We start from the raw sequence: 22002 nt of genomic DNA, 5'->3' as shown, positions 1-22002 counted from the left end.
ATAGGTTAATTTCCTAAAATATCGTGCTGCCGTAATTTAGACCCTGACATATCTTAACCTTTTTTTTTGTATGGTTATAATCATCCCCATACAATACTTTTTAGATATCAATAAGACAGGGATAGAATGAATACGACGCATGGATGCAATTTTTGTCGACGTATGGGTATGCCATTACTACCGATACGCCCAGCAGTCATGGCAAAGGGAGATGACTTACCTTCTCTCCCCAGTGATTTTTCACCTTCCATACAACCAGAAGGCGAAACAGACTATACCGCGCGACTATTACGAAAGGGATTTTTGTATATTTGGTCCGAGCAATGCCGTTACTGGTTAAACTACTTTGTGACTGATGATGGCTATTTTTATCCCCTTCCGCAAAACGGTAATGTTCCGCCTCGATTGATTGAGGGGGAGTTGAAGCCATGTATCGCTCAACCACAAGAATTAGCGGCGGCTTCACTTATCACACTCCCCATGAAGCCGCCGGGTATACAAAATGGTAGTTACTGGTTCATTTGGTCTGAAGAGCAATGGACTGATAAAACCCGCCAGTTACATGAAAAGCCAGAATGGCAACAAATGTATATGCAAAAATTTGATATGGATGCATGGTTGATGACACATCAAGGTCAACAGGCCAGGTCTATCAATCTCCTCACAGAGACCGTAGCGGAATACAGCCCTTCGGTCCGTATTTGTCAAATGAAAGACTGGACACCTACGCCATTTAAACCAGTAACGGCGAATTCAGCCAGTGAATTAATTAAAGCTGCAACTAGCCTGGATGCTCAGCATGGTGCACTTCTTTTACTTTCTGACCCAGTAGCTGCTGCCATGGAAATCTCATCACTGTCGCGATATCGTTTTGACCAGGCGATAACCGACAACCCTGAATTTAAACGTGGTATTGCATTAAGTGCGATGTTGAACGGACTGGAACTCTCAGTTCGGGAATGCCTGTTCCAGACGGTGAAGGACAGTGATATCAGGAATGAACAAAAAACCCGTTTCGGTTGGGATAGCCCTGCCGGGCCACATTTTCCCGATCCTGAATCAGCAGAAAAACTTCACAGGCTGGATGAAGAAACACGCAATGAGCGAGTTAACGAGGTCTGGCAGCACTACGAAAAGTATATCGACAGAAATCAGCAAAACGAATTTACCAGCAAGTTAATTAAGCACATTACAAGCTATAACGAACGCATCATCGTTCCGATGACCAGAATGTTTCTTAATTGGTTACAAAGTACGGCAATGAAGTCCTACTTCATTCAACATTTTGATACAACTTCGCCTCACAGTGGTGCTCGTTACATTCAAACCGTATTTAATTGCCTGGCAGGTATGGAGGATAAGGCCGGGGTTATAAAGTTTATTGAGCAACAGTTGTATATGTCTGAAAAGGAAGAGCAAAACTATCTTTTAAGGGCGGTCTTTTTTAACAATAATGCATGGATCTCGCAGTTCGAAGCCGAAATGAGTATGCATGGCGGTCGGGACTGGGATAAAGGTATCAGCTGGGACAGGTTGGCTGATGGTGTAAAGGAAATCAGTCAACAATATTCATCAGCAATAAACCTCGCGCTTGAAAGGCTGCATTACCTGTACCTGCCTACAATCATGAAAGCGACAGGCGAAATGGCCAAAGGCGTACAGGTCAATTTTGCGATTTCTATTCTTGCTATACAGGGAAAAGCGTTTTTGCGAATACCCGTTGATACAGGAACAAAACAATACCTTAACGCCCTCACGCGGGGTATGGCTGGTCTTCTTGAAATGAGTGGTAAGACAGGCGGGCGGCTTTACCAGGCACTGCAGAAAGAAGCTGAATACATGTCCCGCGGCATATCTGAAACAGCAAGGATAAAAACCTATTTACCCACACTGATAGATATTGATGAGGTGAATAAACTACGGGCCCTTTCTGAACATGAACGTCTGGCGAAACTTGGATCCGTACTGAAAACTGAGGATGAGATCGTCAACGCCGTGTTTCCGTCCTCCACTCACCTTCAGCTTGCAAAAGCACAGGGGATGCCAGGCAATACCATACTCTCAGAACTCGGCCATAATGCCTTCCCCTTTGCTGGAAGCACCTTTTCAGCTCTGTTTCAGGGATGGGTCGTGCTAAATGGTTTTCAAAAAGAGGGATGGCCCGGAACACCCGACGGATGGGCGCGCTTCTCGTCAAATGGCGCTATGGCATGGGCAGCCGCAATGGATACCCTGAAGCGCGCTTCCGCTGGAATTATCCGATTAGAGCTTTCTCCGACGGTGACGTTTGGTGCTCGATTTGTATTTAAGTTTACAGGTCGTATATGGTGGGAACGGCTTGGATTTCTGGGGGGGGCCGTATTTACATTTGTAGAGGCTTATGAGGGTGTTACAGATATTATAGCCGACAAAAAGGATGTAGGTTTAGCCCATCTGGCTAATGGACTGGGTGTTGGCCTAATGACCCTGGCGACCGGCAAATCTATCATCGTGCCTCTCCTAATCTCGATGGGCCTTTCAAGTGCCAGCGTGGCGGAAGGTAGCCTTTTTGCCCTGATCTTCGGCCCTTGGGGGATCCTTGTCGGCGTGTTATTGATTTTGGCGGCAAACGCCTGGTTAGTCAGCCAGGCGCGTAATGAGATCCAGGAATGGCTGGCAAGCACCTTATGGCGACGCATTCCTGATGGCGAATCAGCGATTCCAGTACAGTTCAGAAACAGTCTGATGGAAAAAGAGGCGTTCAACGCGCTGAGCAAAGGAAATGCATAATATGTTTAAACGACTCCCCCTCGACCCGTCCCGGATGTACATGGGCACGTTCACCCGCATCACGGACAAGACCGTGTTACAGCGCTATTTCCGTGGAAAAGGCAACCCCGGCGTCACTGCCGTATCCGCCATGGACAGCGTTATTCGTATCAACTCCACCTGCCTGGAACTGGTTGACCGGCTCTATTTTTCTCGTGGTTCCGGGACGCTGCTTGCCGCCTTTGGGTTTTGCATGATGTTTATCGCTTCTTTTCTCTGGCCAATATTTCAGTTTCTGTTTCTTGGTCATCACATTAAAGCGTCATCCTGGTTGGCTCTGATTTTTGCCTGGGCTATTTTTATCCTCCCTCTTTCCTGGGTGACCTATAAATTCCTGGTTCTGGAGGTCTTTAACTACACCCACTACCCCATCCGCTTTAACCGCAAAAATAAAACCGTCTATCTCTTTCGCAACGGTAAACCCGTACTCGCCGTACCGTGGCACGACCTGGAGTTTGTCCGCATATCCAACGGCGGCAAACCCGAGTCATGGTCCATTGTCGGCTGCACGCTCGCGGATGACGGCGAAACCGTCACACACTACATTCCCCTCCCCGTCAGCAACAACTGGGGGCCGGAATATCTTGAGGTTTACTGGGAATACATCCGCTGCTACATGGAAGAGGACGACTGCGTGGCAGACCTCGCTGATATCGTCACTTACTGTCTCCCCGTCGAAAAACAGAAAGAAAGCTGGTTTTTTGGGCTGACTTATATCTGCAAAGAGCCTTCCAGGTTTGGGCTGCTGGTGAATCTGCCGTTATATCCCTTTCTGCTTCTTGTCAGCATCATGCGCTGGCTGGTGATGCTCACCTGCCGCATTCCCGTCTGGCCGCCTGAAGTGGAGGAGGCCTGCCGCCCGGATGAAAACGACCCGGTCAACAAAGGCGCAGAGCACAACCCGCCGCAGGTTTGGCGTCCGATGCTGGCGGTGCAGGGGAAAAAGCGTTATGAGGAAAACTACGCCCGCGAGCGGGGCGCGATGGACAGGATCATTGCCCGCCTGAAAGCAAAATATCCACCGTCTGTTCAGACGGAAAAGCGCCGGGAGAAGAGAAAGCATGTTTAAACGACTCCCCCTCGACCCGTCCCGGATGTACATGGGCACGTTCACCCGCATCACGGATAAAGCCGTGTTACAGCGCTATTCCCGTGAAAAAGGCAACCCCGGCGTCACCGCGGTGTCCGCCATGGACAGCGTGATCCGTATCAACTCCACCTGCCTGGAACTGGTGGACCGGCTCTATTTTTCCCGTGGTTCCGGTACATTAATTGCCAGTTTTTTCTTTAGCTTATTTTTTTTGAACTGCTTTATCTGGCCATTGATACAGTTTTTATTACTCGATACAGGTAAAGACCGGAACTGGGCAGGGATGATTATTGTCTGGCTTTTAGTCATTCTCCCCCTTTCATGGCTGTCATATAAATTCCTGGTTCTGGAGGTCTTTAACTATACCCACTACCCCATCCGCTTTAACCGCAAAAATAAAACCGTCTACCTCTTTCGCAACGGCAAACCCGTACTCGTCGTCCCGTGGCACGACCTGGAGTTTGTCCGTATCTCCAACGGCGGCAAACCCGAGTCGTGGTCCATTGTCGGCTGCACGCTCGCGGATGACGGTGAAACCGTCACACACTACATTCCCCTCCCCGTCAGCAACAACTGGGGCCCGGAATACCTTGAGTTTTACTGGGAATACATCCGCTGCTACATGGAAGAGGACGACTGCGTGGCAGACCTCGCTGATATCGTCACTTACTGTCTCCCCGTCGAAAAACAGAAGGAAGGCTGGTTTTTTGGGCTGCTCTATATCAGCAAAATGACCAGCAGGCTGGGGTGGCTGGTTAACCTCCCGCTCTTCCCTTTTGTGTTTTTTGTCAGCATCACGCGCTGGCTGGTGATGCTCACCTGCCGCATTCCCGTCTGGCCGCCTGAAGTGGAGGAGGCCAGCCGCCCGGATGAAAACGACCCGGTCAACAAAGGGGCAGAACACAACCCGCCGCAGGTTTGGCGCCCGATGCTGGCGGTACAGGGGAAAAAACGCTATGAGGAAAATTACGCCCGCGAGCGGGGCGCGATGGACAGGATCATTGCCCGCCTGAAAGCGAAATATTCTTCATTTGTATGATAGAACCGCTTAAATAAAAAAGCCCGGCGGTCAGCCGGGCAAAGAAGTTACCTGCACACTCAGGCCGCTTTTAATTTCTGCGCGCGGTTCTCGCGGCGAATTTTACGTTCTTCCAGCACCGCGACCATCGCCATCAGGACGATACAGCCGATCGCTGCCGCATCCAGCGCCGCGAAGGTGCCCGCCCAACCGGTGAGGCCGAAAATCGGCGTACCGTCGGCGATCATCCCCAGGCCAAGTTTGGCGAAGCTGTCGCCGATCAGGTAGGCGAAGGTGCCTTTAATCCCATCGGCGGCGCCGATCGCTTTTTTCGGCACGAACCCTACGGCCGCCACGCCAATCAGCAGCTGCGGGCCAAACACCAGGAAGCCGAGCGCGAACAGGGACGCCAGGTAAACGTACTGGTTGCTGGCGTGCTGATACACGCCCAGCGTGGCGATAATCAGCGCCAGCGCGACGCAGGCCACCAGCGCGCGGCGGCCATTGGCGAGATCCGAGAGCCAGCCCCACAGCAGCGTGCCGACCAGCGCGCCCACTTCGAACAGGGTGAAGCCCTGAATCGCCACCTCTTTCGAGAGCTTCAACTCCTGGAAGGCGTACACCGTTGACCACTGGTCGATGCCGATGCGCACCACGTACAGGAAAATGTTTGAGAAGCACAGCAGCCAGATCACTTTGTTTTTCAGCACGTACTCAACAAAGATCTGCCATTTGGACATCTCGTTCTCTTCGGTCTCTTTGTCCTCTTCGCTGATCTCCTCCCCGAACAGCTCTTCCGCTTTGCCGAGGCCGTAGGATTCCGGGGAGTCGCTGCCGAAGCGCAGGCCGATAAAGCCGACGATCAGGGCGATAATCGACGGGAAGATAAACATGCCGATCACGTGGCCGTCGAACAGATAGTTCGCGCCAAACAGCGCCACGCCTGCCGCACCCGCCCCGCCGAGGTTGTGGGAGATGTTCCACATGCCGAGGTACGAACCCCGCTTGCGGCGCGGCGTCCATTTGGTGATGGTGGAGTAGCTGCACGACCCGCCGGTGCTCTGGAAGAAACCGCTCAGGGCGTAGAAGGCAATCATCAGGAACAGGCTGACGGAGCCCGCGCCCATGCTGGCGCTGAAGCCGAGCATACAGATGGCGGAGAGGATCAGCATAAACGGCAGGAACTGCTTGGTGTTTTTGCCGTCCGCGTAGTAGGACACAACCGTTTTCCCCACCCCGTAGGTAATGGAGAAGCCCAGGCCAATCATCCCCAGCTGCGTCATGCTCAGCCCGTAGGTGGAGATCATGTCGTTCTGCGCGATGTTAAAGTTTTTGCGGATCAGGTACATGGTCAGGTAGCCAATGAATACCACCAGATAAGACTGCATGAACGGTTTGAACCACATCTTGCGCCGCACGTCGAGCGGCAGATCCAGGGTCGGCTTGCGCACCTGGTTTAAGAAGGCCAGCATGGTTGGTTTACTCCTGAGCTGATTTTTGCAGCATTGTAAAAATCAGCCGGGAGAGATGCCTGAGACAGCGTCCAGGTGAAACCGGGAAAATTTCTTAGTTTTGCGCCATTCGGCAACAAAAGGTGAGGCACGTCACGCTTCGCGCGGCGCCTGGGCGTGCAAAAACGGCAGCAGCAGCAGGGCGGAAATACCCGCCGCGATGGCGATCGCCGCGAAGAACCCGCTCCAGTGCCAGACGTCGATGACCCGTGCCAGCGGCCAGCCGGAGAGCGACGCGCCGAGGTAGGCAAACAGCCCGACAAAGCCCGTCGCCGCACCGGCCGCCTCCTTGTGCGAGCACTCCGCCGCCGCCATGCCGATCAGCATCTGCGGACCAAAGACAAAAAAGCCGATGGTGAAGAAGCACGCCGCATGCATCACGTAGCTGGCGAACGGCATCAGCCACAGCGAGCCCACGGAGAGCAAAATCCCGGCGGCAAAAATCAGATTCATCGGGCCGCGGTTGCCGTTGAACAGCTTGTCCGAGCCCCAGCCCGCCACCAGCGCGCCGATAAACCCGCCCAGCTCAAACATCGTCACCGCAGAGTTGGCGGTCACCAGGTCCACGCCGAGCGTCTCGGACATATACAGGTTGCCCCAGTCGTTGATCGCCGCGCGCACCACGTAGACCAGCACGTAGCAGAGGGACAGCAGCCAGATGTACGGATTTTTCAGCACGTATTTGGTGAGGATTTCCTGGCGGGACAGCCCGGCGCCCTCCTGCTGCTGGGCAATCTCCATCTCGTCGTGCCGCCAGTCGCCCACCGCCGGCAGGCCGACGGTCTGCGGCCTGTCGCGCAGGCGCCAGCAGAGGAACAGCCCGGCGACAATCGCGAGGGCACCGGCAATCATCATTCCCGTGCGCCAGCCGTAGTGCAGCGCTGCGGCTCCCACCACCATCGGGATCAGCGCCCCGCCGACGTTATGCGCGGTATTCCAGATCGCCCACCATCCGCCGCGCTCGTTGCGCGAGTACCAGGCGGTGAGCAGGCGGGCGCAGACCGGCGCGCCCCAGCCCTGGAAAAAGGCGTTCAGCGCCCACAGCAGGGCAAAGGCCCACAGCGAAGTGGAAAAGCCAAACAGGATGTTCACCACGCCGGTGGCGATCAGCCCAACGCCCATGAAATAGCGCGCGTTCGAGCGGTCGCTGACGATGCCGGAGAAGAACTTCGACAGCCCGTAGCTGATGTAAAACAGCGTCGCCAGCAGGCCGATATCGGTGCGCGTCATCACGCCGCTGGCGAGGATTTCCGGCGCGGCGGCGTTGAAGCTTTTGCGGGTGAAGTAGAACAACGCGTAGCCGAGCCAGATGGTAATCAGGATATGGCGACGCCAGTAGCGGTAGCGGGCGTCGATTTCCGCCTTGTCGCGCAACGGAGCCGCGCTGGTTGGGGTTTTAAACATGGTACGTCCTTAACGGCAAACTGACGCTGACGCGCGTCCCGTGGGTGCAGGAGAGGGTCAGCGTGCCGCCCAGCGCCTTGACGCGCTCGCGCATGCCCGCCAGGCCAAAGCCCTGCTGGCCGGAGCCCGGCGGCAGGCCGCAGCCGTCGTCTTCAATCACCAGCATCAGGCGCTCGTCCTGCTGCCAGCCCTGGATCGTGACCGCGCTGGCATTGGCATGTTTAACGATATTGTTCAGCCCTTCCTGGCAGACGCGGAACAGCGTCACGCGCTGGCCTTCGCTGAGCAATGATTCATCAATGCGCCAGTCGAGATGGCTGACAATGCCGCGGCTTTCCAGCTCCATCTCGCGCATCAGGGAGCGTATCGCCTGCTCCAGCGACAGGTCATCAAGCTGGCGCGGACGCAGCCGTCCCAGCAAGCGGCGAACGGCGTCATAGACACCCAGCGAAAGCTGTTCGATATGCGCCCCGCCCTGCTTCACGCCCGCGTTATCCGCCGCCAGGCGCTGGACGATGCCCGCCTGCGTGCGGATGGCGGTAATGGTCTGGCCAATATCATCGTGCAGCTCGCGGGCCACCTCCTGCCGCACGCTCTCCTCGGTCTCCAGCAGACGCTCCGCCAGACGACGGTTGCGCGCCAGCTCGGCTTGCAGGGACTGGTTCAGCTCGCGCAAACGCTGAATGCCCGCGCCGAGCAGCAGTCCGGTCAGGCTCTGAGCCAGCAGCGAGAGCAACAGATCCACCGGATGATCGTGCCAGGTCTGGCTGGCGATCAGCGCGATGGCGTTCATCAGCGTGGCGATCAGCGCCCCCTGCCAGCCGTAGTGCCAGGCCAGAGCGATGATCGGCAGCGCCAGGCAAAACGGCGTGAAGCGCGAAAGCTCGGCGGGCAGACCAAGCTGCAGCCACAGGCTCACCATAAACAGCAGCAAATACCAGATGAGGTGCCGGGCGCGCCAGTTCACCGGTTGGGAGACCAGCGCGGGGCCGAGCGGCTGCCAGACGGTGCTGGTGAGGTAGTGCCAGAAAACCAGACAGGTCGGCGCGAGGGTCAGACCGCCGGTCAGGGTCAGAAGCAGGGCGTTAAGCATCTCCTTCTCGCCGATCCACGGCAGTGACTGCAACAGCGCGGCGGCAATCAGCGCCGCCCCCTGACGCAGCAGCGTGCGCCAGTCGCGCTGGTGGCGGTAGCGGGAAATCAGGGCAACGGGGAGAAGCGTGAGCAGGCTTCCGGTCATCAATAAGGGAAGATGCGCGAGGGCCACTTCCTGCGCCAACCAGACCAGCATCAGCCACTCCGCGCCGAGCAAAACGGGCCAGTAGCTGCGCGGGCACTGGAGCATTAGCCCCAGACGCAGGCCGAAGGGAAACAGCAGCACCGCCAGCTCCGGGCGCTCCACCAGGTGCAGGCTGATGCTCCACAGGCAAAACCACGCGGCGGAGAAGATAAAAAAGCTGGCGACGACGGCGATCAGCCGCGAAAACACGGGACTCATTGCCAGCTGTCGAACATGCGGCGCGCCAGCTCGACGTCGTTGCTGACGTTGAGTTTTTCCATCAGGTTGGCGCGGTGGACGTGCACGGTTTTCGGCGACAGATCCAGCTCGGCGGCAATCTCTTTCACCGACATGCCCTGGGCAAGCTTCTCCGCCACCTGGCGCTCGCGTCTGGTGAGCGGATCCTGACGTCCGGCCGCCAGCTTGATGGCGATATCCGGCGTCAGGTAGCAGCCGCCGGTGGAGACGGTGCGCACGGCGGCGATCAGCTCGTCCGGGCTACAGCGTTTGGAGAGGAAGCCGCGTGCGCCCGCGTTGAGCGCCTGCTCGACCAGCGCCGGGCTGTCGTGGACCGAGAGCATGATCGTCACCATCCCTTTCGGCAGCTGGCTCAACAGCTCCAGCCCGGAGAGATCCGGCATCGAGATGTCACAGATACAGACCTGCACCCCGCGCCCCGGCAGGCCCGCCAGCGCCTCGTGACCGGAGCCAAACTCGGCCACGACCTGGAAATCCGGTTCGAGGTTAAGAAGCTGGGCAAAGCCGGAGCGGACGATAAGGTGGTCGTCGATGAGAGCGATGGTGGTCATGTGTGTTCCTGCGATCTGAAAAAGCCGGATGACGCTGCGCTTATCCGGCCTACAAGAGCGAAAGACGCTTACCTTAAGCGATTTACTCGAAAAACACCGCAATTTTGTTAAACATGGTGGGATCGGACTGGTTGCGCGCCACTTTGGTGACGTCTTCCAGCTTATCGATCTGCGCCATCATCTGCTCCAGACGCTGATCGTCGTTGACCAGTAGCCAGATGCGGCTGTGCTCGCTGCCCTGAATCGGCAGGCAGAGAATACCTTCCACGTTAAACGCGCGGCGGGCAAACAGCCCACAGACGTGGGTCATAACGCCAGGGTGGTTGCGGACGGTGAGTTCCAGAATGACGTTATCATGTTGTTTCTGCATGGTTTATTCCCCCACCATCTCAGTATTGGCCGCACCCGGCGGCACCATCGGATACACTTTTTGTTCAGGGTCGATACGCACGTGGATCAGCGCCGGGCCGGGACGAGAAATCGCCGCCTGCAGCGCCGCGTGGGCGTCTTCTTCCGCGTTCAGATCGCAGGTGTGCAGGCCAAAGCCGGCGGCAATCTGCATAAAGTTAATCATCCCCGGATAGGTCGCCGCAAACACGCCCTGCTTGTAGAACAGGCTCTGCTGCTGGTGCACCAGACCCAGCGCCTCGTTGTTCATCAGGATGATTTTCACGTCTAACTGGTTTTCGGCTGCGGTCGCCATCTCCTGAATGTTCATCATCAGGCTACCGTCGCCGGAGAAGCAGATAACCTTGCGGTCCGGGTTGGCGAGCGCCGCGCCTACTGCCGCCGGCAGGCCGAAGCCCATGGTGCCGAGGCCGCCGGAGGTCAGCCACTGGCGCGGACGGTTCAGCGGATACGCCTGCGCGGTCCACATCTGGTGCTGGCCCACGTCGGTGGTGATAATCGCGCTGTCGTCCACGCAGGCGGCCACGGCGTTGATCAGCCCGTAGTGGCTCAGCGGGTCGCCCTCAGCTGGGATAGCGCCCGGGAACTCGCGTTGCAGATCCGCCACCAGCTGACGCCAGTCGGCCCGGTCAGTTGCGTCCGTCTGCGGGATCAGCTGCGCCAGCACTTCGGCCACGTCGCCCTGAATCGCCACGTGCGGCTGTTTGATTTTACCCAGCTCGGCGCGGTCGATATCCACGTGAATGATTTTGGCGTTCGGGCAGAACTCCTCGGTTTTGCCAATCGCCCGGTCATCAAAACGTGCGCCCATAACAATCAGCAAATCCGCCTCTTGCAGGATGTAGTTGGTGCTGCGCGCACCGTGCATGCCCAACATGCCTAATGACAACGGATGCGCTTTAGGCAGCATACCCAGCGCCATCAGGGTCATGGTGGTCGGCAGGTTGGCCTTTTCCGCAAACTGGCGGATTTCATCCGCAGCGTTAATCGCCCCGCCGCCCAGATAGAGCACCGGGCGTTTGGCGGCGTTAATCATGGCGGCGGCGTCGCGCACGCTTTCAGCGCTGAATTCCGGCGCGGGGGCGCGCTCGCCCGGCTCCGGCAACACGTCGATCTCGATCTCTGCGGTCTGGACATCCTTAGGAATGTCTATCCACACCGGGCCCGGGCGGCCGGACTGCGCAATGCGGAACGCATCGCTGATAACCTGAGGCAGCTCGCTGATATCGCGAACTAAATAGTTATGTTTAGTGATGGGGATAGAGATGCCGTAGGTGTCCACTTCCTGGAACGCGTCGGTGCCGATCATCGAGGACGGCACCTGGCCGGTAATGCAGATCAGCGGAATGGAGTCGAGGCGCGCGTCGGCGATGGCGGTCACCAGGTTGGTTGCGCCGGGGCCGCTGCAGGCCATACAGACCGCCGGTTTGCCCTGCGTACGCGCCATGCCCTGAGCGATAAAGCCTGCCCCCTGCTCGTGACGCGCCAGCACGTGGCGGATCTGCGTGCTTTGGCTCAACGCATCGTACAGCGGCAGCACGGTTCCACCCGGGATACCCGCAACCGTGGTGATGCCCTGTCGTTCCAGTAAATGAACAATCAGCTGCGCGCCTGTAAAACGCGTCTTTGTGGATGTTGTGCCCGAACTTGCCATGCTCCAGTCCTTTTCTTCTGGGCCGACTTTCCGGGGAGGGTCCTAAACGAAAAACCCCGCCCGGTTTGCGCCGGCGGGGTTTTGGATTCGTGTGTTGATCCAGTCCCTACGGCGCATTGCCGACGACCACCACCACACGCACGACGACCACTGCGGCAGGTTGCGCAGTTTTTAGTAGGGTCGAAGTGAAGATGGATGAAGTCATTGGGGACCTGTGTTTGGAATCATTGATTGAATTTATACAAACACAGGTTTCCGGGCGTGACAATGGAAATATTTTCATCTGCGCAAAAATGCGTCAGGGATCACGTTTCGTTTGTTGAGTGATAAAGGGCTGTCGACCGTTTTATTTCATTCAATAAACAGTGCAGGCGATACCCCAAAGCGCACCGCCAGTTTTTTTATATGGTTTAACGTCAGCTGACGCTGTCCATTCAATACCCTTGAAACCATTGATTTACTGCCAATTTCATCCTGAAAATCTGAAATGGTCAGTTTGTACTGATCCATAAGGGTTCTTAAAACCGCAATTCCCACTGGAACAGATTCCATCTCCTGACGCAAGGCGACAATCTCGGGTCGATTCGCTTCATAACGACTTATCCTTGCACATACGATATCCAGCAAAGGACTACAAGGTTCATTCATGAGCAGATACTCAACCAGCTCAAGTGCATCCTGGTAATCTTTCTCATTCGGATTTTCACCCAGTAAAGGGACAGCCTCGACAAGGGCATGCGTTGCTTTCATTGCATCAGCGACGATCATCATTTCTTCCCCTTAGTGCGATGTTTCTCCGTAAAACGGTCATATTCCTTATGAGTAAAAACATGGCGCACATAGAACTTTTGGCTTTCAAAGAATATGAGAGCCACTACTCTGAGATTGTTAATTGCAATATCAATCACATAATGCTTATCCAGATATTTAAAGTTATCCAGCGTCGGAAAAATTTGTTTCAGCGCAGCAGGTGTCGGGCAATGGCTCTTTTCGATAGTGCGACCTAAAAAAAGGAGCTCTTCCTTATGCTGCGGGAACTGTTTTACCGCATCAATAATTGCCTTCATAGAAATTAAATGCATACTGCATGCCTGCTGCGTCCGTTGCCATTATGGCAACAATATCATGCATTGCCAATGTGTCAACACGTATCGTTTTTCTGACTAACATCTGAAAACAAAAAACCCCGCCGGAGCGAGGTTTTTATCAGGGTTTTGCGGTTGGTCGCCGCAGAACACACTGTGTTACGTCAACGCGAAAAGTATACGCGATAGAACTCGAACGCGCAATTCCGGCACGGATTTTGACGTTTTTGAGTATGGATCACCTTCCAAATTTTGTCCAAAAAATACTGTTCATGCATACAGTATTTATCTATACTGAGGGTGTTCGCAGTGAGCGAGGGGGCCGCAGTTTACCGGCGCAACGAAGTCCTGGCTGAAACGGGTGGTGCCGTCAGTGCCTTAACCCCTGAAGTGAGCACACTGTGTTACGTCAATCCAGGTGCTGGCAACAGGCGGCGGAAAGGTACGCCAGCATCGTGCTCCTTTTAACCAAAAGGAGACGCGTATGAGCGTAGTGGATATGGTGATACTTATCCTCAAACTCATTGTTGCAGTACTGCAACTGCTTGATGCTGTCCTGAAATACGTTCGGTAATTCAGGTTCAAGTCGCACCTGAGAGGGGCGGGCAACCGCCCCTCTTTAATAACGAGGGAATGCTATGTCGCGTCTGTTAATTGAGCCTGTCACACCGGATGAGCCGGGGTATATCGCCCTGAAGGCGGAAAGTATCGCGCTGAATTTCAACATGCTGCGCAGGCTGGAAGAGAACTGGCTGCGGGGTGAGAACCGCTTTAACGCGCCGGGTGAAAAGCTGCTGGGTGCGTTTCTTAACGGCAAGCTGGTGGGCGTGTGTGGCCTCAAACGCGATCCGTTCAGCCAGCAGCCGCGTGCCGGACGCATTCGCCATCTCTACGTCAGCGAGAAGTGCCGCGGGCTGGGCATTGGAAAACAGCTTTTAACCGTAGTGATGGCGGATGCCAGCATCTGGTTTGATTTTCTGAATACTCACGCGCCGGACAGCGCGTACGGATTTTACAATCGAGCCGGTTTTACGCTGGTCTCAGACGAACCACGGGTGACGCACCGCCTTTTTTGTGCGGTGTAACCGGCTGGCGGCATCAGGATGTGAATGTTACAGTTGAGTGACAATTCATCACCCAATACGCCATGACCATCACCGTTTTCTGCATTTTGCTTTTCGCCGCACTGCTGCATGCCAGCTGGAACGCTATCGTTAAAGCCGGAACGGATAAACTCTACTCTGCGATCGGCGTTAGCGGCTCAGCCGCGATTATTGCCCTGATTTTACTGCCCTTCTCACCACAGCCTTCTGCGGCAAGCTGGCCGTTTTTGATCGTCTCCTGCGCCTTACAGGTGGTCTACACCGTGCTGGTGGCGAAGACCTATCAGGTCTCGGACATGAGCCAGACCTATCCGCTGATGCGCGGCACCGCCCCGCTGCTGGTGGCGCTGATCAGCGTGCTGGCGCTCGGCGACCATCTCTCCTGGCTCGCCTGGTCCGGTATCGGAGTCATTTGCCTGTCGATTCTGGCGATGGCGATGAATGGCCGCATGCAGTCACGCAGGGGGATCTGGCTGGCGCTGCTGAATGCCTGTTTTATCGCCGGGTATACGCTGGTGGACGGCACCGGCGTGCGGCTGTCGGACACCGCGCTGGGCTACACGCTCTGGACCTTCTTTATGAACGGCTTCTGCCTGCTGGGCTGGGCGATGGTGGCGCGTCGGCGCGAGGCGTCCGGCTACCTGCGTCTGCACTGGAAAAAAGGGCTGCTCGGCGGCGTGGGGACCATGGGTTCTTACGGTCTGGCCCTCTGGGCGATGACGCAGGCGCCGCTGGCGGTGGTCGCCGCGCTGCGTGAAACCTCGATTCTTTTCGGGGCGCTGATCGCCTTTGTCCTTTTAAAAGAGAAGGTTGCGGGCCTGCGCATCGCGGCAGCGCTGGGTATTGCTGTCGGCGCAATTCTGCTGCGTCTGGCGTAAATCGCTGGCAACATTAGTTGCCGTTCTTGTTTACAAATCCTGCCTTTCCCGGTTTTTTCATTCACCGCAACAATGCTTAAATTGTCATCTGTCTGTGGTAGATTCCTCGCGCATTTATGGTAATGCGTAGTCACTTATTCTTCATTTCTCTCTTTTGGCAAAAGTATTCAGCGACATGAAAAAGCAAAGGAACGTTAACTTATTGTTGATGCTGGTGTTACTGGTGGCCGTCGGTCAGATGGCGCAAACCATCTACATTCCGGCGATTGCCGACATGGCAAAGGAACTGAACGTCCGCGAAGGCGCGGTGCAGAGCGTGATGGCAGCCTACCTGCTGACCTATGGCGTTTCACAGCTCTTCTACGGCCCGCTCTCCGACCGCGTCGGGCGTCGCCCGGTGATCCTGGTGGGCATGAGCATTTTCATGGTAGCGACGGTGATTGCCATTACCACCCACAGCCTGACCGTACTGATTGCCGCCAGCGCCCTGCAGGGCGTTGGGACGGGTGTCGGCGGGGTGATGGCGCGAACTTTACCGCGCGATATGTATCAGGGCACCCAGCTCCGCCACGCCAACAGCCTGTTAAATATGGGCATTCTGGTCAGCCCGCTTCTCGCTCCGCTGATTGGCGGCCTGCTGGACACAATGTGGTCCTGGCGCGCCTGTTACGCCTTTCTGCTGGTGCTCTGCGTAATTGTCACCTTCAGCATGGCGCGCTGGATGCCGGAAACCCGTCCAAAAGACGCGCCGCGCACGAAGCTTCTCACAAGCTATAAGACGCTTTTCGGCAACGGCGCGTTTACCTGCTACCTGCTGATGCTGATTGGCGGCCTGGCGGGTATTGCTGTGTTCGAAGCCTGCTCCGGCGTGCTGCTAGGCGCGGGTCTTGGCCTGAGCAGCATGGTGGTGAGCATTCTGTTTATTCTGCCAATCCCGGCGGCGTTCTTTGGCGCGTGGTTTGCCGGACGTCAGAACAAGCGCTTTTCAACCCTGATGTGGCAGGCCGTGATCAGCTGCCTGCTGGCGGGTCTGATGATGTGGATCCCGGGGCTGTTTGGCGTGATGACCGTCTGGACGCTGCTCATCCCGGCAGCGCTGTTCTTCTTCGGCGCGGGGATGCTGTTCCCGCTCGCCACCAGCGGCGCGATGGAGCCGTTCCCGTTCCTCGCCGGCACGGCGGGCGCGCTGGTGGGCGGTTTGCAGAACATCGGTTCCGGCGCGCTGGCCTGGCTCTCGGCCATGATGCCGCAGACCGGGCAGGCTAGTTTGGGCCTGCTGATGACGCTAATGGGGCTGTTGATTTTACTGTGCTGGCTGCCGCTGTCGTCGCGCGTTCCGCATCACGAGCAGCCGGTTTAACCGCATGATGGCCCGGCTTCTCGCCGGGCTTTTCACAGACGGGCGCAATCATCGCCTGCAATAACGGCTCCGGCGCAGGCCGCCAGGCCCCCTCTTCCCCGTCGTAAAACTGGAAATCCGCGTTAAGCGCATACGGGATTTTCGCCTTTTGCAGCTCGCAGGCCATAAAGGTGGCGAAGGCCATTTGCGAAGCGGTTGGCGTGAGGTGGTTTGACTCCCCCACGCCCCAGCCCCCGACCCAACTGACGTGCCCGGTTTTTTGCTGCCAGTGCAGCGCGGCATTGATGCGGTTACGGATAGCCGCTTTCTCTGCCGCCGTGCCGGACGTCCACGGGTATTTACCGTTACTTTTCAGCGGCCCCCACGGGAAAATATGCCACTCCGCCAGCAGGTAGTTTTGACTGTGCGCAGGCAGCTTCAGGCCGGATAAATCCTCCGGCGCGGCACGCAGGCGCGGCGCAATGAAAATCATGCGCTGCGGGTCGATGTCGTGGATCGCTTTAATGGTTTTTTCATACACGCGGTTTAACGACGCGAGGTTGTGGTTAAGCTTGTCGGCTGGCTCATAAATGAGGTCAAAACCCAGCTGCGGATAGCTCTGGCCGAAATAGTGCGCCACGGCAATCCACCAGTTGATCGTCTCTTTCTCGTTATCGGCTTTGGGGTCGTTTTTATATTCATCGGCCTGATAAGCGATAATCGGGATCACGCCATATTGCTCGCAGGCTTCCACCAGCTTGCGCAGGTGGATCAGTCGCGCTTCCGTCGGCTCATCGGCGACGCGAATGCGCACGTGTGTAATGCCTTTTGCGCGAAAATCGCGAACCACCAGCGGGTCGAATTCGCGTATGCCGCGCTCGGTGCGCGCCCAGTCCACATCCATCCCGACGCCAAGCTGCTGCGCATAACGGGCAGCCGTCAGCGGCGGCTCAGCGGCAATGGCCCAGCCGGAAGAGATCAGTAACGCGGTCGCTATAAGAGGCTTTAACACGGTTTACCCTGGATAAATCGAAAGCATTACCTGTATTTAGCATGCTTTTTCACATTTGGTGTAGCGCGAAAGCGTAATAATTCTTCAACCTGCCAGTTCTCTCAGCCAGCCGATAAAGGCGTCTATTTTCGGCCACTGTCGGCCCGAAAGCGTCGAAACATAGTAGTGCTGATGGCATTTCAGGGTCTTGTCACCAAACGGGGCGATCAGTTCGCCCCGTTCAAGCCGTTTTTGCACCAGCCGCTTTCTCCCCATCGCGACGCCGACGTGGTTGATGGCCGCAATAATCGCTAAGTCGGAACGATCGAAACCAATACCCGACGATGGCGGCATATTCACCGCAAAGTGCTGCGCCCAGCTCAGCCACTCATCCGTACCGGAATCATTGCTCCAGGCCTGACGGTCGTGCAGCAGCGTGCAGTGGCTAAGGTTATCGGGGTTTTTCAACAGCTCATGCTCGCGGGCATACTGCGGCGAGCAGACGGGCAAAATCTCTTCGTCCATCAGGAAGTGATGAGACAGATGGTTTGGCGGCGTATCGTCGAAATAGAGCGCCAGATCGACCCCCGTTCGCTGCATATTGATGTAATCATTGCCGGTCAGGACGGTGAGCGAAATCGACGGATAGCGGCGGGTAAAGTCGCCCAGCATGGGTACCAGCCAGCACTGAGCGATCGACGGCCGGGAGTAGACCGTCAGCGTGCCGGACAGCGCCTGGTTTTTGATGTCCAGAATCTCCTGATTCAGGGTGTCGAGGGACGATTTTAGCGTCCAGTATACGCGCTTTCCCTCCTGCGTCAGCTCGACTTTACGGTGCGAACGGACAAACAGCTGAATACCGAGCTCTTCTTCGAGCAGGTTGATGCGGTGGCTCACCGCGCTGGGGCTGAGCGACAGCTCCTCCGCCGCCAGCGCGAAGGATTCATGTCGAGCCGCCACTTCAAAGGTGTACATTTTCGACAGCTGCCAGCCGTTGAGCAGCCGGTTTCTGGCTTCATTTGCATCGGTCATCACAATTCTCACGCGTGGTTTCTGCGCTCAGCATACTGTTTAAGGGTGAATATATGTGAACCTAATGCGGTTTAAGTGCGTTTTTTAGAGCGCAGTCACTCAGTTGATTCAATCTGGCTCACCTGAACGCTAATTTATATCGTTTGTCAGCCCACGCCGCTTTTTCGTCCAATACCCCCAGATGACATAAGGGTGAGGTGAGATATGGGATCTCAGGTCTGGGTTGTGGCAACGCTGCTGGTCAGCATTGTGTTGATTGTTTTAACCATCGTTAAGCTAAAGTTTCACCCGTTCCTCGCGCTGCTGCTGGCGAGCTTTTTCGTCGGCGCAATGATGGGAATGAGCCCGCTGGATATGGTAAACGCCATTGAGAGTGGGATTGGCGGCACGCTGGGCTTCCTGGCGGCCGTGATTGGTCTTGGGACCATTCTCGGCAAGATGATGGAGGTTTCCGGCGCGGCAGAGCGCATCGGGATTACGTTGCAGCGCTGCCGCTGGCTGTCAGCAGACGTGATTATGGTGCTGGTGGGCCTGATCTGCGGCATTACGCTGTTCGTGGAAGTGGGCGTGGTCCTGCTGATACCGCTGGCGTTTTCCATCGCCAAAAAGACCCACACGTCGCTGCTCAAGCTGGCCATTCCGCTCTGTACCGCGCTGATGGCGGTGCACTGCGTGGTGCCGCCGCATCCGGCCGCGCTGTTTGTGACCAATAAATTAGGGGCGGACGTTGGAACGGTCATTGTCTACGGTTTGATGGTCGGCCTGATGGCCTCTCTGGTCGGCGGCCCGCTGTTCCTGAAGCTGCTCGGCAATCGTCTGCCGTTTAAACCGGTTCCGGCGGAATTTTCAGACCTGAAGGTGCGGGAGGAGCATACCCTGCCGTCGCTGGGCGCCACGCTGTTTACGGTGCTGCTGCCGATTGCCCTGATGCTGGTGAAGACCATCGCTGAACTGAATATGGCAAAAGACGGCACGCTGTATACGCTGCTGGAGTTTATCGGCAACCCGATCACCGCCATGTTTATCGCCGTGTTTGTCGCCTACTACCTGCTGGGCATCCGCCAGCACATGGGCATGGGCGCGATGCTGACGCACACCGAGCACGGCTTTGGCTCTATCGCCAACATTTTGCTGATTATCGGCGCGGGCGGCGCGTTCAACGCCATCCTGAAAACCAGCGGACTGGCGGACTCGCTGGCGCAAATTCTCTCGAACCTGCACATGCACCCTATCCTGCTCGCCTGGCTGGTGGCGCTGGTGCTGCATGCCGCCGTAGGCTCCGCCACGGTCGCGATGATGGGCGCCACGGCCATCGTCGCGCCGATGCTGCCGCTCTACCCGAACGTCAGCCCGGAGATCATCACCATTGCCATCGGTTCCGGCGCCATTGGCTGCACGATCGTGACCGATTCTCTCTTCTGGCTGGTGAAGCAATACTGCGGCGCGACCCTGAATGAGACCTTCAAATACTATACGACGGCGACGTTTATCGCCTCGGTGCTTGCACTTGGCGGCACATTCCTGCTTTCTTTCATTATCTGAGCGCGAAGAGACGTATTATGGAAAACGCAACTATCACCACTTTAACCGCACAGTTTCCTCTGGTTGAGGATCTGATTGCCCTGAAAGAAACCACCTGGCTTAACCCGCGCACCACCACGCTGGCGGAAGGGTTACCCTATGTCGGGCTGACCAAAGCCGACGTGGACGACGCCCACGCGCGCCTCAACCGCTTCGCGCCGTATCTGGCGAAAGCCTTCCCGGAGACGGCGGCAACGGGTGGGATTATTGAATCTGAACTGGTCGCCATTCCGGCAATGCAGGCGCGGCTGGAGAGAGAATCTGGCAAATCCCTTCCCGGCACGCTGCTGCTGAAAAAGGACAGCCACCTGCCCATCTCCGGCTCGATTAAAGCGCGCGGCGGCATCTATGAGGTGCTGACCCACGCGGAGAAGCTGGCGCTGGAAGCCGGGTTGCTGAGCGTTGAAGACGACTACAGCATTCTGCTGGAGCCACGCTTTAAGGCCTTCTTCAGCCAGTACAGCATTGCCGTGGGCTCTACCGGCAACCTGGGGTTATCCATTGGCATAATGAGCGCACGCATCGGCTTTAAGGTGACGGTCCATATGTCCGCCGACGCCCGCGAGTGGAAGAAAGCCAGGCTGCGCAGCCACGGCGTCATCGTCGTGGAATATGAGCAGGATTACGGCGTGGCGGTGGAGCAAGGGCGCAAAGCGGCGGAAAGCGATCCGAACTGCTTCTTCATTGACGATGAGAATTCCCGCACCCTGTTCCTGGGCTATGCGGTGGCGGGCGAGCGCCTGAAAGCGCAGTTCACCGAACAGGGCCGCGTGGTGGATGCGGATCATCCCCTGTACGTCTATCTGCCGTGCGGCGTAGGCGGCGGGCCTGGCGGCGTGGCGTTTGGCCTGAAGCTGGCCTTTGGTGATAACGTGCACTGCTTCTTCGCGGAGCCAACGCACTCGCCGTGCATGCTGCTGGGCGTTTACACCGGCCTGCATGATGCGATTGCAGTGCAGGATCTGGGCATTGATAACGTGACGGCGGCGGACGGTCTGGCGGTTGGGCGCGCGTCCGGCTTCGTGGGCCGCGCGATGGAGCGCCTTCTCGACGGGTTCTATACGCTTTCCGATCGGAGTATGTACGATATGCTCGGCTGGCTGGCGCAGGAGGAAGGGATCCGCCTTGAGCCTTCAGCGCTGGCGGGGATGGCCGGGCCGGTGCGCGTTCATTCTCATACCAATGTTACCCACCTGGTGTGGGCAACCGGCGGTGGCATGGTGCCGGAAGACGAGATGGCGAAGTATCTGGCTAAAGGGAAGTAATTAAGCCGCCACTCGGTTTACAGGCTCAAAATTTGCTGAATATGGGTCACCGCAAACAGCAGCGATAGCGAGAGAACAGCCAGCGCAATCAGGAATTTATCCCGCACCGCTTTCGGCTGTACAAAATCGTTCTGCGCCACGTCCATCAGGTTACGGCTGCGGGTATAGCGCCATAAAATGATGGCCACCAGCGCCAGCACAATAATAGAGATCCAGAATGGCACCCCGGTTCGGTGCCAGTTGTGCTTAATCGCCAGGGCAATCAGCGCGCCATACCCCAGCAGCGTGCGCAGCCAGGCCAACGACGTCCGCTCCGGCTGCAGGCCGGGGTCCGCTTCGCGCCGCGCTTTGCGGCTATCCGCCATAGAACACCAGCCCCATCACCACGCCCGCCACCGCCAGCAGAATCACGCTGATGATGAGTAACCCGCGCGTATAGGGCAGATCCTGCTTCAGGCGCATCGCCTTCTCATTGCGCAGCCATCGCAGGTAGCCGTAAATCGCCAGCACGCCCGCGAACAGGCACAGCAGCAGCGCCAGCACTTCACGAATCAGCGGCGTGGCAAAATCGGGGGCGAGCTGGTCAAGGCCGACACCTGCGGCCAGAAAGCCCAGTGCGGTGCGGATCCACGCTAAAAACGTGCGCTCATTAGCCAGAGAGAAGCGGTAGTCCGGCGCTTCGCCGAGGCGGGAAATTTTCATGGAGATTCCTTGTCGTGCTACGGGCAGGCTTCAGCATAGCGTAAA

At 56.8% G+C, this 22002-nt stretch carries 22 protein-coding genes; 9 read left to right on the top strand and 13 right to left on the bottom strand.

The window, feature by feature from the left end; translation table 11 throughout:
• The first annotated feature begins 126 nt into the window (after positions 1-126).
• Genes IM295_RS15910 through IM295_RS15900 form a run of 3 tightly spaced genes read left to right on the top strand, consistent with a single transcriptional unit; the run spans position 127 to position 4937 of the window.
• Positions 127-2769, top strand: coding sequence for a T6SS effector BTH_I2691 family protein (locus IM295_RS15910; protein WP_193066937.1), 2643 nt, complete (start codon positions 127-129; stop codon positions 2767-2769).
• Between the two features lies 1 nt (position 2770).
• Positions 2771-3877, top strand: a complete 1107-nt coding sequence (locus tag IM295_RS15905; RefSeq protein ID WP_193066936.1) for a DUF6708 domain-containing protein — start codon at positions 2771-2773, stop codon at positions 3875-3877.
• Positions 3870-4937, top strand: coding sequence for a DUF6708 domain-containing protein (locus tag IM295_RS15900; RefSeq protein WP_193066935.1), 1068 nt, complete (start codon positions 3870-3872; stop codon positions 4935-4937). The genes IM295_RS15905 and IM295_RS15900 overlap by 8 nt, the downstream gene beginning before the upstream one ends.
• 59 nt (positions 4938-4996) lie before the next feature.
• Here IM295_RS15900 and uhpT read toward each other — a convergent pair whose 3' ends face one another.
• From uhpT to IM295_RS15855, 9 genes are all read right to left on the bottom strand, one after another.
• Positions 4997-6388: a hexose-6-phosphate:phosphate antiporter gene (gene uhpT / locus IM295_RS15895; protein ID WP_045260832.1), complete on the bottom strand. Its 1392-nt coding sequence runs from the start codon at positions 6386-6388 to the stop codon at positions 4997-4999.
• A gap of 132 nt (positions 6389-6520) precedes the next feature.
• On the bottom strand, positions 6521-7831 hold the full coding sequence (locus IM295_RS15890; protein WP_193066934.1) for an MFS transporter: 1311 nt from the start codon (positions 7829-7831) through the stop codon (positions 6521-6523).
• Entirely contained in the window at positions 7824-9329 is a 1506-nt protein-coding gene (uhpB, locus tag IM295_RS15885; protein ID WP_193066933.1) for a signal transduction histidine-protein kinase/phosphatase UhpB, read from the bottom strand. Before uhpB ends, IM295_RS15890 begins: the two co-directional genes overlap by 8 nt.
• Complete coding sequence (uhpA, locus tag IM295_RS15880) at positions 9326-9919, bottom strand: transcriptional regulator UhpA (RefSeq protein WP_193066932.1); 594 nt, start codon at positions 9917-9919, stop codon at positions 9326-9328. Before uhpA ends, uhpB begins: the two co-directional genes overlap by 4 nt.
• 82 nt (positions 9920-10001) lie before the next feature.
• Entirely contained in the window at positions 10002-10289 is a 288-nt protein-coding gene (gene ilvN, locus IM295_RS15875) for an acetolactate synthase small subunit (protein WP_010426528.1), read from the bottom strand.
• 3 nt (positions 10290-10292) lie between these two features.
• A complete protein-coding gene (gene ilvB, locus IM295_RS15870) occupies positions 10293-11981 on the bottom strand; it encodes an acetolactate synthase large subunit (protein WP_059353827.1) in 1689 nt (562 codons plus the stop codon).
• A gap of 106 nt (positions 11982-12087) precedes the next feature.
• Positions 12088-12186, bottom strand: coding sequence for an ilvB operon leader peptide IvbL (ivbL, locus tag IM295_RS15865; protein ID WP_057979964.1), 99 nt, complete (start codon positions 12184-12186; stop codon positions 12088-12090).
• A 146-nt stretch (positions 12187-12332) separates the two neighbouring features.
• Entirely contained in the window at positions 12333-12752 is a 420-nt protein-coding gene (locus tag IM295_RS15860; protein ID WP_193066931.1) for a type II toxin-antitoxin system HigA family antitoxin, read from the bottom strand.
• The gene (locus IM295_RS15855) at positions 12749-13063 is read right to left on the bottom strand and encodes a type II toxin-antitoxin system HigB family toxin (protein WP_193066930.1); all 315 of its coding nucleotides are present in this window, start codon (positions 13061-13063) and stop codon (positions 12749-12751) included. Before IM295_RS15855 ends, IM295_RS15860 begins: the two co-directional genes overlap by 4 nt.
• Before the next feature lie 487 nt (positions 13064-13550).
• On the opposite strand from IM295_RS15855, the gene tisB reads away from it, so the two are divergent.
• The 4 genes from tisB (at position 13551) to emrD (ending at position 16407) form a co-directional block, all read left to right on the top strand.
• The gene (gene tisB, locus IM295_RS15850) at positions 13551-13640 is read left to right on the top strand and encodes a type I toxin-antitoxin system toxin TisB (protein WP_045260836.1); all 90 of its coding nucleotides are present in this window, start codon (positions 13551-13553) and stop codon (positions 13638-13640) included.
• 64 nt (positions 13641-13704) lie between these two features.
• Positions 13705-14151 carry a GNAT family N-acetyltransferase gene (locus IM295_RS15845; RefSeq protein ID WP_193066929.1) on the top strand — a complete coding sequence of 149 codons (447 nt, stop codon included), beginning with the start codon at positions 13705-13707 and terminating at the stop codon, positions 14149-14151.
• Between the two features lie 62 nt (positions 14152-14213).
• Positions 14214-15047 (top strand): EamA family transporter, encoded by an 834-nt coding sequence (locus IM295_RS15840; protein WP_193066928.1) that lies wholly within the window; start codon positions 14214-14216, stop codon positions 15045-15047.
• Between the two features lie 175 nt (positions 15048-15222).
• Positions 15223-16407: a multidrug efflux MFS transporter EmrD gene (gene emrD / locus IM295_RS15835; RefSeq protein WP_039024559.1), complete on the top strand. Its 1185-nt coding sequence runs from the start codon at positions 15223-15225 to the stop codon at positions 16405-16407.
• On the opposite strand, the gene IM295_RS15830 is transcribed toward emrD, so the two are convergent.
• Positions 16310-17398 (bottom strand): cellulase family glycosylhydrolase, encoded by a 1089-nt coding sequence (locus tag IM295_RS15830; RefSeq protein ID WP_193066927.1) that lies wholly within the window; start codon positions 17396-17398, stop codon positions 16310-16312. The genes emrD and IM295_RS15830 overlap by 98 nt on opposite strands.
• Before the next feature lie 84 nt (positions 17399-17482).
• Positions 17483-18409, bottom strand: coding sequence for a DNA-binding transcriptional regulator DsdC (gene dsdC, locus IM295_RS15825; RefSeq protein WP_039024536.1), 927 nt, complete (start codon positions 18407-18409; stop codon positions 17483-17485).
• 204 nt (positions 18410-18613) lie between these two features.
• Between dsdC and dsdX the strand changes: the two genes are divergently transcribed.
• Together dsdX and dsdA are read left to right on the top strand one after the other, a co-directional pair.
• Complete coding sequence (gene dsdX / locus IM295_RS15820; RefSeq protein ID WP_028014951.1) at positions 18614-19951, top strand: D-serine transporter DsdX; 1338 nt, start codon at positions 18614-18616, stop codon at positions 19949-19951.
• Positions 19952-19968: 17 nt separating this feature from the next.
• Entirely contained in the window at positions 19969-21255 is a 1287-nt protein-coding gene (gene dsdA, locus IM295_RS15815) for a D-serine ammonia-lyase (RefSeq protein ID WP_193066926.1), read from the top strand.
• A 17-nt stretch (positions 21256-21272) separates the two neighbouring features.
• Here dsdA and IM295_RS15810 read toward each other — a convergent pair whose 3' ends face one another.
• The gene (locus IM295_RS15810; RefSeq protein WP_023309822.1) at positions 21273-21620 is read right to left on the bottom strand and encodes a DUF202 domain-containing protein; all 348 of its coding nucleotides are present in this window, start codon (positions 21618-21620) and stop codon (positions 21273-21275) included.
• A complete protein-coding gene (locus IM295_RS15805) occupies positions 21610-21957 on the bottom strand; it encodes a YidH family protein (protein WP_028014948.1) in 348 nt (115 codons plus the stop codon). Before IM295_RS15805 ends, IM295_RS15810 begins: the two co-directional genes overlap by 11 nt.
• Between the last annotated feature and the right edge of the window lie 45 nt (positions 21958-22002).

The sequence above is a fragment of the Enterobacter cloacae complex sp. P14RS genome (assembly GCF_014895895.1).
In the GTDB taxonomy this organism is placed as follows: Bacteria; Pseudomonadota; Gammaproteobacteria; order Enterobacterales; family Enterobacteriaceae; genus Enterobacter; species Enterobacter bugandensis.
The sequence above is the reverse complement of the archived record's forward strand: the minus strand, read 5'-3'. Positions and strand labels throughout refer to the sequence as shown.